At 57.8% G+C, this 11,691-nt stretch carries 11 protein-coding genes; 4 read left to right on the top strand and 7 right to left on the bottom strand.

The genetic code is table 11. From position 1 onward, the window contains the following. The first annotated feature begins 41 nt into the window (after positions 1 to 41). Complete coding sequence (locus tag Q0816_RS06420; RefSeq protein ID WP_298848732.1) at positions 42 to 1,994, top strand: 4Fe-4S binding protein; 1,953 nt, start codon at positions 42 to 44, stop codon at positions 1,992 to 1,994. Here Q0816_RS06420 and Q0816_RS06415 read toward each other — a convergent pair. Continuing rightward, positions 1,988 to 2,716 (bottom strand): cytochrome c, encoded by a 729-nt coding sequence (locus Q0816_RS06415; protein WP_298848730.1) that lies wholly within the window; start codon positions 2,714 to 2,716, stop codon positions 1,988 to 1,990. The genes Q0816_RS06420 and Q0816_RS06415 overlap by 7 nt on opposite strands. A gap of 132 nt (positions 2,717 to 2,848) precedes the next feature. Between Q0816_RS06415 and Q0816_RS06410 the strand changes: the two genes are divergently transcribed. Genes Q0816_RS06410 through Q0816_RS06400 form a run of 3 tightly spaced genes read left to right on the top strand, consistent with a single transcriptional unit; the run spans position 2,849 to position 5,081 of the window. Next, entirely contained in the window at positions 2,849 to 3,910 is a 1,062-nt protein-coding gene (locus Q0816_RS06410; protein ID WP_298848729.1) for an Mrp/NBP35 family ATP-binding protein, read from the top strand. After that, positions 3,907 to 4,602, top strand: coding sequence for a biotin/lipoate--protein ligase family protein (locus Q0816_RS06405; protein ID WP_298848727.1), 696 nt, complete (start codon positions 3,907 to 3,909; stop codon positions 4,600 to 4,602). Before Q0816_RS06410 ends, Q0816_RS06405 begins: the two co-directional genes overlap by 4 nt. Beyond that, on the top strand, positions 4,602 to 5,081 hold the full coding sequence (locus Q0816_RS06400; RefSeq protein ID WP_298848893.1) for a DUF6505 family protein: 480 nt from the start codon (positions 4,602 to 4,604) through the stop codon (positions 5,079 to 5,081). The genes Q0816_RS06405 and Q0816_RS06400 overlap by 1 nt, the downstream gene beginning before the upstream one ends. On the opposite strand, the gene Q0816_RS06395 is transcribed toward Q0816_RS06400, so the two are convergent. The 6 genes from Q0816_RS06395 to Q0816_RS06370 all read right to left on the bottom strand — a co-directional run bounded on the left by Q0816_RS06395 (position 5,078) and on the right by Q0816_RS06370 (position 11,631). Next, positions 5,078 to 5,578, bottom strand: a complete 501-nt coding sequence (locus Q0816_RS06395) for a flavin reductase family protein (protein WP_298848726.1) — start codon at positions 5,576 to 5,578, stop codon at positions 5,078 to 5,080. The genes Q0816_RS06400 and Q0816_RS06395 overlap by 4 nt on opposite strands. A gap of 88 nt (positions 5,579 to 5,666) precedes the next feature. Next, on the bottom strand, positions 5,667 to 7,079 hold the full coding sequence (locus Q0816_RS06390) for an exonuclease domain-containing protein (RefSeq protein ID WP_298848725.1): 1,413 nt from the start codon (positions 7,077 to 7,079) through the stop codon (positions 5,667 to 5,669). Positions 7,080 to 7,081: 2 nt separating this feature from the next. Beyond that, positions 7,082 to 7,600, bottom strand: coding sequence for a hypothetical protein (locus Q0816_RS06385; RefSeq protein WP_298848724.1), 519 nt, complete (start codon positions 7,598 to 7,600; stop codon positions 7,082 to 7,084). Positions 7,601 to 7,627: 27 nt separating this feature from the next. Then, the gene (locus tag Q0816_RS06380; protein WP_298848723.1) at positions 7,628 to 9,451 is read right to left on the bottom strand and encodes a DUF294 nucleotidyltransferase-like domain-containing protein; all 1,824 of its coding nucleotides are present in this window, start codon (positions 9,449 to 9,451) and stop codon (positions 7,628 to 7,630) included. Positions 9,452 to 9,559: 108 nt separating this feature from the next. Continuing rightward, the gene (locus tag Q0816_RS06375) at positions 9,560 to 11,344 is read right to left on the bottom strand and encodes a sodium:solute symporter family protein (protein ID WP_298848722.1); all 1,785 of its coding nucleotides are present in this window, start codon (positions 11,342 to 11,344) and stop codon (positions 9,560 to 9,562) included. Between the two features lie 5 nt (positions 11,345 to 11,349). Next, positions 11,350 to 11,631, bottom strand: a complete 282-nt coding sequence (locus Q0816_RS06370; protein WP_298848721.1) for a DUF4212 domain-containing protein — start codon at positions 11,629 to 11,631, stop codon at positions 11,350 to 11,352. Positions 11,632 to 11,691 lie beyond the last annotated feature (60 nt).

Genomic DNA, 11,691 nt, shown 5'->3' with positions numbered 1-11,691 from the left:
TAATGTGCATGCGACCGGGACAGCTTCCCGAGGGAGAAGAAATGGGCACGAAATTATTGCTATGCGACTGCGCTGGTACACAGACACTGGACCCCGACGGGATCGAGAGTGCCTGCGGCATCAGCTGTTCCAAAAAACATACCGCGCTTTGCACGACCGAGCTGCAATCAGCCGCCAAGCTGATGCAGGACGGCGAAACAGTCATTGCTTGCCTTCAAGAGCAGGAGGTCTTCCAGTCGCTTGCCAAAGATCTGAATATCGACGCGCCCGGGTTTGTCGATCTGCGCGACCGTGCCGGGTGGTCCGATCAGGGGGCTGACGCAACCCCGAAGATGGCCGCACTGGCAGCCGAAGCCGTGTTGCCGCAACCCGTGACGCCCAGTGTGGATGTGCTTAGCGAAGGCACCTGTTTCATCATCGGTCCCGGACAGGTGGCGTTTGATTTGGCTGAACGATTGGCAGGCACATTGGCTGTGACTGTTCTGGCCACAGATCAGTCTGAGCCTGTCTCACGAGCCTTTGACGTGGTTCGGGGGAGGCTGTGCTCTGTCTCTGGGGCGCTTGGTGGGTTTGCCTTGCGTCTGGACGCGCTGCAGCAGGTCGTTCCCGGCGGGCGCGGCGCGTTTGCGTGGACTGATCCAAAGGACGGGGCGCATTCGGCCTGCGATATCATTGTTGATCTGACTGGTGATACACCTTTTGTTCAGGCTCCGGCCAAGCGCGAAGGGTATCTGCGGGCCGATCCGAAAGATGCAGTGGCCATCGAACGTTTGGCTTTCGAAGCTGTACAATTAGTCGGGACATTTGAAAAACCACTTTATGTGCGGATGGAAGAAACCCTGTGCGCTCATTCCCGGGCTGAACAGGTGGGCTGTTCAAACTGCCTTGATATCTGCCCGACCGGAGCGATCACTCCGGCGGGTGAGCATGTTGAAATTGATCCGATGGTCTGCGCGGGATGCGGGGAATGTGCGGCAGTCTGCCCGTCAACTGCCATCACCTATGAAGACCCGCCGGTTTCGGCGCTGTTGTCTCGGATGCATATTCTGGCGCGCACCTATCGGCGGGCGGGTGGTCATGCGCCCCGGCTGCTGGTGCATAACGCTCATGGGGCCGAGATGATCCGGCTGTCTGCACGGTTTGGTCGAGGATTACCTTCGGACGTCATCCCGTTGGAATTGAACGTCATATCAGGCTTTGGCCATGCAGAGATGCTGGCTGCTTTGGCGCATGGGTTTGCGCGCGTGGATGTGTTGCTGAGCCCGGCCACGGAACGTGACGCGTTGGACCGTGAACTTGAACTTGCACGCGCAATCGCTAGCCCGGAAAGCATAGGTCTGATTGACGAAGCGGACCCTGATGCCATGGCCGATCTGCTTTACGACCAAGCGGTGCCGCAGCCTTTGACCGATCCGGTTCTGCCGTTGGGCAATCGTCGGCAAATTGCGCGGTTGGCGGCGCAGGCGCTGAACCCTCAGGTTGATGCGCCTTTGTCGTTACCCGAGAATGCGCCTTACGGGGCTGTAGCGGTTAATACGGACAGTTGCACTCTGTGCCTGAGCTGTGTGTCGTTGTGCCCATCTGGTGCTTTGATCGACAACCCGGATTTGCCGCAACTGAACTTCCAACAGGATGCCTGTCTGCAATGCGGGATGTGCAAGACCATCTGCCCTGAGGACGCGATCACTCTGGTTCCACAACTGGATCTCAGCGATGCCGCCCTATCACAGCAGGTCCTGAACGAAGAAGAACCTTTTGCCTGCGTTGAATGCGGCGCGCTGTTCGGAGTGAAATCCACGGTTGAGCGGATCATGGAGAAGCTGTCGGGCACGCATCCGATGTTCGCGACCTCGGATCAGGCACGGATGATCCAGATGTGTGACAATTGCCGGGTCAATACCCAATTCCAACAGCAGGACAATCCGTTTCAATCAAACCCGAGACCTCGGGTTGTCACCACCGAGGATTATTATTCGGACAGAAAGGATCATTGAAACTGCAGCGGGGCACCAAGATCTGCCGCGTCGATGCGCGACACAAAGGCCAGGATCGCATCCAAATCGTCCAGCGTCATCTCGACCGGGTAAATGGGCGACGGACGTTCGGGATCAAACGGCGGCGTCAGTCCGTCGATTTGCGTGAACGCTGGGTGAGGGTTCAATGCAAAGAACGCTTCGAACCGTTCCGACCAGTCGGGCATCGCCCGCAACACGGCGAAAGAGGGTGTCGACCCCAGCCCGTTCATACGGTTCTTTGGCCCGATCACATGACAGCGCCCGCAATGGGTCATCGACAGCTCTTCGCCCAACACTGTGTCTCCGTCCACGGTTTCATCCGACTGAACCGCTTCAATGTCGAAGCTGGCGGTGAAGGGTGCACCCTGCTCAGGAGCATAGCTTTCGACGGTGCGTTTGCCGATATCCGATTGCAGCCAGTCCAAAAACCGGGCCTGACGGTCGTTCTCTTCAGTACGCAGGTGATAGATCACTCCTTCGCGGGCAAAGACCGGATCGCCGGGCGGCGCGGTAACCAGTTCCATAATCCCCGCATCATCTGCAATAACGCGGATCCCGGTCTTGAGAGAGAAGCGAGGAAGGATATGTTGCAGCAGACCAGAGTCGTTCACCTCGGCCGGGGCGGCAAGGCCAATGGCCTCTTGAGACCAAGAAGGGGTGGCAGAGAGCGTCAGGCTCAGGCACAACAGGACAAAGCGCATAGCCCAGCGTAACTTCGCGAAGCGGGATGCGTCAAATGAACAGAAAGAGACGGAGACACATGCAATGAGCGGCGACCAGACTATGTCGATACGCACGACCCTGTCAGCAGGGCGCATTAAAGGGGAGCAGGCATGAGTGTTCGTGACGCGGTTCTGGCGAACCTGAAAAAGATCACCGACCCGGTATCCGGGCAGGATATTGTCAGTGCGGGTATCGTGCGGGCGCTGAACGTGGAAGGCGACGCTGTGCGCTTTGTGCTTGAGATCGATCCAAAGCACGCCGAAAAGATGGAGCCCGTGCGTGCCACTGCCGAAAAAGCCGCGCAGATGGTTGAAGGGGTTGCCAATGTCTCGGCCATGATGACCGCGCATTCCGAAAAGGCTCCACCGGATCTGAAGCCCAAGCCCAAACCGTCGCAGACCGGACCACAGGCCGTTCCCGGTGTGGATCGGATCATTGCCGTTGCCTCTGGCAAGGGTGGGGTGGGCAAATCCACCGTTTCGGCCAACCTGGCTTGCGCACTCGCCGCCGAAGGTCGGCGGGTAGGCTTGTTGGACGCAGACGTATACGGGCCCTCGCAGCCTCGGATGTTGGGTGTCTCGGGCCGTCCGGCCAGCCCCGACGGCAAGACGATCCTGCCACTGCGCAATCACGGCGTTACCATGATGTCGATGGGGTTGATGACCAATGAAGGACAGGCCGTTGTCTGGCGGGGCCCCATGCTGATGGGCGCGTTGCAGCAAATGATGGGACAGGTGCAGTGGGGTGCCTTGGACGTGCTGATCGTAGACCTGCCGCCCGGCACCGGCGACGTACAGTTGACTCTGAGCCAGAAGTTCCAGGTGGACGGTGCTATCGTCGTCTCAACCCCTCAGGACGTGGCGCTGATCGACGCCCGCAAGGGGATCGACATGTTCAACCAGCTCAAGACCCCGATCGTCGGGATGATCGAAAACATGTCCACGCATATTTGTTCGAACTGCGGGCATGAAGAACATGTATTTGGTCATGGTGGCGTGACAGCGGAGGCCGCGGCACTAGGCGTGCCGCTGCTAGGTGAGATTCCGCTGCATCTGGATATCCGGGTCGCAGCTGACGGAGGGGCACCCATTGTGGTCAGCAAACCCGATAGCCCGCAGGCCGAGGCGTTCCGCAAGATAGCCCGAGACCTGATAACCAAGGGCGACGCATGAGCCAGCCAGTCTTTCCCCCCTTGCTGGCGGGCCATCCGGTTCAGGGTGGGGAAGACCCCTTCGAGCGCGCTCAGGCCATGGCGGCGCTGGGCTGTGATGCGGGGTCGGTTGTCTACAACATTCAGGCGGATTTTCTACGGGTGGCGATTGTTTTCGCCCCCGAGGTGGCGCTGCAGGATGCAATGGCGATGCTGCCGCTTTGTGCAGTCGGCTTTCAGAATGCGCTGGGCGCATTGGCTCCGCCCGAGGTCGCGGTGCATCTGGGTTGGGATGGTCTGATCTGCGTCAACGGTGCACGTTGCGGCAGGTTCCGTGCCGCAGCGTCGACTTATGTACCTGAGGAAGAGCCGGACTGGTTGGTCGTCGGTTGGGAGCTAACGCTGTTGCAAACCAGTGACGCTCCGGGTGAAAACCCGGATATCACAGCGCTTTACGATGAGGGGTGCGCTGAGGTTTCAGCCACGCAACTGGTGGAAAGCTGGTCACGACACATGCTGACTTGGCTCAATCGCTGGCAGGAGGATGGCAACGCCCCTGTGCATGCCGAATGGATGGGCCTGCTGCGCGGTGTAGGCGAGCCATTGATTGATGGCGGTGTATTCCTGGGAACGGATGAGCGGTTCGGGATGCTGATCCGCGTCGGGGTGGATACTCACATTCGCCCTTTAACCGAATTGTTGGAGAACGGATGATGAAACTGGCCCGTGCGATCCATTTCGATGAAAGCGACATGAACGTATTTCATTCTCCGGCACGCACCGGAGAGTGGTGCGTTTCAGGCGGGTTTGAGTTTTCAAACTGGGGGCAGGGCGATCTTGAGGGCAAGGCACGTCAGGCGTTTGCAAATGGCTGGCTGGGGTTGGAGACGTTTGGCCGGGTGACTTTTGTAGCTGTGACTCAGATCGAGGCAGCAGAGAAAGATCAGATCACCCGTAATCTGGCGGAACATTTTGTACAATTCTACGGCGCACCATCAGTTGATGCTGCAATGGATGTCGCCCAGTCCGAAATTGATCACATGTCAGAGCTTTGTGACGATCACGCCCCTAACACGCTGCTAACCGTAGCCCGAGAGCTGACAGAGACAGGTGTTCACGAAGCTTTCCGGGTAATCACACCGCAGGACGCGCAGCTTGAGGCGCTTGCGGTCCACGGGTCTCTGGAGGATTAGATCAGGTCGACAAACCCGCCGAACTGTCCGCGTTTGAAGATCAACCCGTTGCCGGTGCGGCACATCACCTGCTCGACCTGACCCACAATGATCAGATGATCACCGGCGTCATGCCGGGCGTGTAGCCGACAATCAAACCGCGCCAAACACCGGGCCAGATGTGGGCGACCGACCCCATCCTCGGCCCAGTCCGCATGTGAAAAATCAGCCCCGTCGCGCGCAAACCGCAGCGCCTGATCCTGCTGATCCTGCGCCATGACGTGGATCGAATAGAGATCGCAGGTGCTGAACGTATCGAAACGGTATGATTCCTTGGCCAGACACCACAGGACCAGCGGAGGTTCCAGTGAGACAGACGCAAATGAGTTCACCGTGATGGCGCGTGGGCCTTTTTCGGATTGCGCGGTGATCACGGTGACACCGGTGCCGAAGCATCCCAAAGCCTCGCGAAAGGCCGGGCCTTGATCCGGTGTGGGTGTGAAGGTCTTTTCGGTCATTGCGCGCTTATTCCCTGGCCGCGCATCAGGTGCCATGCGTGGCCCGAATTGTCCATGAAAAGCTGACTGTGGACTGCAATTTAAACCGTCAGTTCAGGTCTTCCAGCAAACGACCGTGCTTGCGGGTTTCCATAATCACCTCTCCAAATGTTGTCAGGCCACGGGCTTGCAGGATCGGCAGCATCTTGATCAACGCCTCAGCCGTAGCAACGGCATCACCCAGCGCAGTATGGCGTAACGCTTCGGGGATCGTTATTTCCAACCTTTCGCACAGGGCGTCCAGGGTATGAGTATCGCTGGCCCCGAACAGGACAGCAGACAGTAAGACGGTGTCGAGTATTGGATGGTCCCACTCGACTTCCATCCGCTTGGCATGACGGCGCAGGAACGCCAGATCGAACGGGGCGTTATGCGCCACGATCACAGCGTCGCGCGAAAACTGATGAAATACTCGCCCGGCTTCGGCGATATCGGGCGCACCCTGAACCATGCGGTCGCTGACCTTGTGAACTTTGGTCGACGCTGGTGGAATCGGGATGCCTGGATCAACCAGCATGTCCAGATGCTCACCCTGAACAATTCTGCCATTCAGAACGCGTACCGCGCCGATCTGCACGATCTCATCTTTGTGCGGTAGCAGACCGGTTGTCTCGGTGTCGAAAACAACGAAGCACAGATCTGACAGGGGGCGATTCTCGAACGCATCATCCCCCGGCGTGTCGAGCAGTTCGAAATCATAAACCAGCGGGCGGGCCTCATCGGGTGACATATGCAGGGTACTGTCCTCAAAGACCAGCATATAGCCGGGCGCATCCCCCAGCGGCTTCATCCGGGCAGAATAGGTCTGCTTTCCATCGACGCTAGACAGGGTGCAATAGACATCCTTCCCGGTTTTACACAATTTTGCATATGCGTCTGTCAAACCTGTGGATTCGAGATATTCGAAGAGAGAAGCATTCAGGCGTGGATGCGCGATCTGGGCCAGAACTTCGGCTGCCTGACCATCATAAAGCACGAGCTGATGTTTTGGGCTGGCCAGCAACATGGCCACCGGGATTTCGGTCAACAAAGCAGTGAGGCGCTGTTTTTCCGTCGCAAGATGAGCGGTTTCCGTGGCGACGGCCTCGGCTGTTCGCATGGCATTCGAAGCCAGCTGTTCCGCCAACCCAGCAGCAGCCGGGGCCAAATCCCCCAGGTAGCGGGCAGCTTGCATGTCAAGATCGGTGCTGACTCCGGCGTGAGCGCGAGTCCGTAGTTGGGCCGAAAGGCGTTCAATCGGTTTGGCAATATTGTCATCAAACAACAGCCAGACTCCGGCGATCAAGGCCAGCAAGCCAAACCCGATTAGAATTTCGGCAAAGACGAAATCACCCAAAAGCTCTGGATTCCCCGCGCGGACAAATGTGATCCAAAGGGCTGCTGCGCTAATTGCAATCCCACCCAGAGCAAGCAGGCAGAAAAAAAGAAAAATCCTGAGTCTCAGGCTCAATCTGGTTAACATGATCAGACCCCACAGGTGGCCTCAATAATCGGATCGTCGATCCCGGCTGTAAACCAGTCAGCGTTTATCAGACGTCCGTCTTCGGCAAATTCGGCGCCGTCCGCCAGGTTGGCGCGACGGTTCTCGGCACAGTTCACGGCCACCGGCAGTTTCGAAACCGGGGCCCAACGACCGAAAAAGTAGAGATCGACAAGTCTTTGATCCGGAACCCGCTCATTGGTGCGCACCGACACTGTGTCGATGGCGGCAAAGCGATCAACGAACGGTGCCGCATAGGTCCACGGACGATAGAAGGCACGACTTTCGATCTCTTGCACGATCGCCATCTCTTCAGGAAGCTTGTCGCGCATGCGGTCGTACCACGAATACTCGCTGGAGATGGTGACGATGATCATCCCCAGGCCTGCCGCGACCGGTGTGGTCCATTTGGGTAAACGTCCACCCGTCAGTTTGTTCAGCACAAGAACGATGCCAGCAAATGCGAAACCCGCAAAAACCGTGCCGATCAATTCCAGAAACATAGGGTCTCTCCGTTCTTGTTAAGCATTTCAGCCCAGCATGCCTTTGCCGTGGCCGACAGCCGATTGCATTGTTTTAATCACCACGAAGGCATCGCGCAGATGACTTCGCTCAAAGTCTGACAATTCAGACGGCGGCAGATAATTGTCGGGTTTCTCGCCGGATTTGACCAGCCGAACCTGATGTTCCAGCCGGGTTTCGGCAATGAGATCATAGGCATTCAGCAGATCTCGTGCTCCGGACGGGCTGAGAACGCCACTTGCTTCGGCGGCATTCAGACGGGCGCGGGTGTTGGCCTCGGTCAGTTCGCCTTGCAATGTGTAAATCCGCGCCAGATCGACAACGGGCACAACACCGTTGTGCTTTAGATCAAGTGTATTGCGATGTTCACCCGAGCGGATCGTGGCGAAACCGCGCAACAGGCCCAGAGGGGGTGTGTGTTTTAGCGAGTTCGAAATCATGTGCGCCACGAATATCGAATTCGCTTTGGACGCAGCCAACGTGTCGGCCTGCAAGTCAGAGAACAATTCAAACGCGCCGCCAATGGGGCGCAAGTCAAACATGACCGAGGCCAGCATTTGCGCTTCGGGATTTGGTTTTGCAATCCAACCTTTGAAGTAGTCGCGCCAGACACGCACCGGCTGACACCAGCGCGGGTTGGTCGCCATCATGTCGCCGGGGCAGTAGAAATAACCGCAGGTATCCAGACCGTCCGAGACGAGTTTGGCCAGCTTCTGAAAATAAGCCATATCTGAATCGGTGACACTGTCGTCCAGCATCAGGCAGTTGTCCTGATCGGACACGCCCGTTTGTTCCTGCCGTCCCTGCGAGCCGCAGGCCAGCCACAGATACGGTACCGGAGGTGGGCCAAATTCAGCTTCGGCAAGAGCCAAAAGGCGGCGGGTGGCCGTGTCCGCAATATCGGTTATCAGACGTGTAACGATTTCATGCCGGTTGCCCCCGGCAACAAGCTGAACAAGCAGTTGCGGAATCTCTTCGGTTACCCGCGCCATTTCGTCGGCTGTATCAGCCTGCGCGATGCGGCGAACCAGTTCGGCTGAATTCACGGCCTGATAGTGGGTCAGGTCGGTCTGCGTAACGATCCCGACCAGACGACCACCTTCGGAAATCGGGATATGACCAATGCCGCGCTCCATCATGATGTGAAGCACATCCGATCCGATATCGCTGGGCGACAATGTTACCGGATTGGCTGTCATGATTGCAGAAATCGGTGTCGTAGAAGGCAAACCTTGCGCGACGTATTTTCCAGAGATGTCACGCAGGGTTGCAATGCCCAACAGTTGTTTCCCGTCCATAACGCAAAGTGAAGAGATGTGCTTGTCGCGCATGATCTGCGCTGCTTCCTGAACAAGCGTATCAGCAGGGCAGGTGGCCGGATTATGCGCCATCAGAACGTCAATCGAACTGGTCGCAAGGCTTTGAGGACCACTACGGTCGCCGCGTGTCCTGTTGAAGAATTTGGCGACGACATCGTGTCCATCAATCAACTGCCTTACCAGATCCGGTGGCAGCACCATCAGGACCGATGGTGTATGCGCGCGGGCTTTGGTGGCGGCTTTGCCGTCTTTCAGCAGACCTCGCTCACCAAAGGAATTGCGTAACCCCAGATGAGAGACGACCGCACCGTTCTCATCGGTAATCTCAATTTGTCCTTCATAAATTACGAACACACCAGGCAGGGTATGGCCAAGTTCGAAGACTGAGGCGTTTTCCTCAACCTCCCAGACCTCGATCTGCTTGACGATCTGGTCCAGAGCGTCAGCTGGCAATACGTCATAGGGGTGAACGGACTTCAGAAACCGGGCGATTTCATCGTGGGACAAGGACATCTGATGTCTCCGGTATTCTGGTGAAAAAATCCCGCCCAGTGGTGTGCCGGGCGGGAACAGTGGATCGAAAGACGCGGTCGAAGGCAAGAGCCGCCGACCGCATCACACTCAGTGATCCTGAGCTGCACCCGCACCACGGGGAATGCGAACGCTTTCGACCAGATCCTTGATCTCCTGCGGAGTTTCCTTGGTCATGCCGGCAACAACGTAGGCAACACCGAAGTTGACCATGGCACCGATGGCGCCGAACGAGGTCGACTTGATCGGACCTAGCAGCGGGTCAGCATCGGTGAACGAGTTGGTGCCCGGAATGAACAGCCAGCCCTTATGCAGGAAGATGTAGACCAGGGTCACGGTCAGACCAGCCAGCATACCAGCAACCGCGCCGGTGTTGTTGATGCGGGTCGAGAAGATCCCCATCATCAGCGCCGGGAAGATCGAGGCAGCCGCCAGACCAAAGGCCAGGGCAACCGTCTGCGCCGCAAAGCCCGGAGGGTTGAGACCCAGATAGGTTGCGACAACGATGGCAACGGCCATTGCGATCCGCGCCGACAGAAGCTCGCCTTTTTCCGAGATCTGCGGGTTGATCGCACCCTTGATCAGGTCATGCGATACAGCCGACGAGATTGCCAGCAGCAGACCCGCAGCGGTCGACAGAGCAGCCGCAAGACCACCAGCCGCGACCAGACCGATCACCCAACCCGGAAGGTTGGCAATCTCGGGGTTGGCCAGAACCAGGATGTCACGGTTGAACTTGGTCAGCTCGTTTCCGACCCAACCTTTTTCTTCCGCAATCGCCTGCATCGATTCAGACTTGTCGTTGTAGTACTGAATCTTGCCGTCGCCGTTCTTGTCTTCCCAGTCCAGCAGACCGGTTTTCTTCCATGTGGCCATCCAGTCATACCGCGCGTCGTTGTCGATATCCTCGACAGAAACCGCGCCACCTTCGATGCCACCATTGGGCCACATCATGTCACTGATGTTCAGACGCGCCATGGCACCAACCGCAGGGGCAGTCAGATACAGCAGAGCGATGAAGACCAATGCCCAGCCAGCTGACCAACGTGCGTCAGCCACTTTTGGAACGGTAAAGAAGCGCATGATGACGTGGGGCAGACCCGCAGTACCGATCATCAGCGACAAGGTGAACAGCACCATGTTCAGAGTGTTCGAGTGATGGGCGGTATACTCATTGAAACCCAGCTCGGTCACGATGGCGTCCAGCTTGGTCAACAGGGGCTCACCGCTGGCGGTGTCACCAAACAGACCCAGTGCCGGAACCGGTGTGCCGGTCAGCTGCAGCGAGATGAAGATTGCCGGGATGGTGTAGGCTGTGATCAGCACGCAGTACTGAGCGACTTGAGTATAGGTCACGCCCTTCATCCCGCCAAACACTGCGTAGGCGAACACGACGGCCGCACCGATCAACAGACCAGATGTGTTTGACACTTCGAGGAAGCGGCCAAAGGCCACGCCAACGCCGGTCATCTGGCCGATAACATAGGTTACCGACGCAACGATCAGGCAGATCACGGCAACGATACGAGCGGTTTGGCTGTAGAAGCGGTCGCCGATGAACTCCGACACCGTGTATTTGCCGAACTTGCGCAGATAGGGCGCAAGCAGTAGGGCCAGCAGAACGTAACCACCGGTCCAGCCCATCAGGAACGAGCTGTTGTCGTAGCCGGTGAAGGCAATCAGTCCCGCCATCGAGATGAACGAAGCCGCTGACATCCAGTCAGCCGCTGTCGCCATACCGTTGGTGACCGGGTGAATGCCGCGACCGGCGGCGTAGAATTCAGATGTGGAACCCGCACGGGCCCAGATCGCGATGCCGATGTACAGCGCAAAAGACGCACCGACAAACAGCAGGTTGATGGTAAACTGGTCCATGTGGCTTACTCCTCAACACCGTATTCGGCGTCCAGCTTGTTCATGCGCCAGGCGTAGTTGAAGATCAGCACCAGAAAGACCAGAATCGATCCCTGCTGAGCGAACCAAAAGCCCAGATCGGTTCCGCCAACGGCGATCCCCGACAGCATCGGACGTAGCAGAATGCCGAATCCAAAAGACACCAGCGCCCAGATCGCGAGGCTGATGTAGATGAGGCGCAGGTTAGCCTGCCAATAGCCCTTGTCGGCTTCGGCAGTCTGCGCGGAGTTTGTAGATTGATCCGCCATTGCGGGTTCCTCCTTCGCTTCCTCGTTGGGCGGCCCGTGCCCAACTCCTCCAGTGCCGCG

Source organism: uncultured Ruegeria sp., assembly GCF_947497005.1.
Classification (GTDB): domain Bacteria; phylum Pseudomonadota; class Alphaproteobacteria; order Rhodobacterales; family Rhodobacteraceae; genus Ruegeria.
This window is presented reverse-complemented; position numbering and strand designations above follow the sequence as displayed.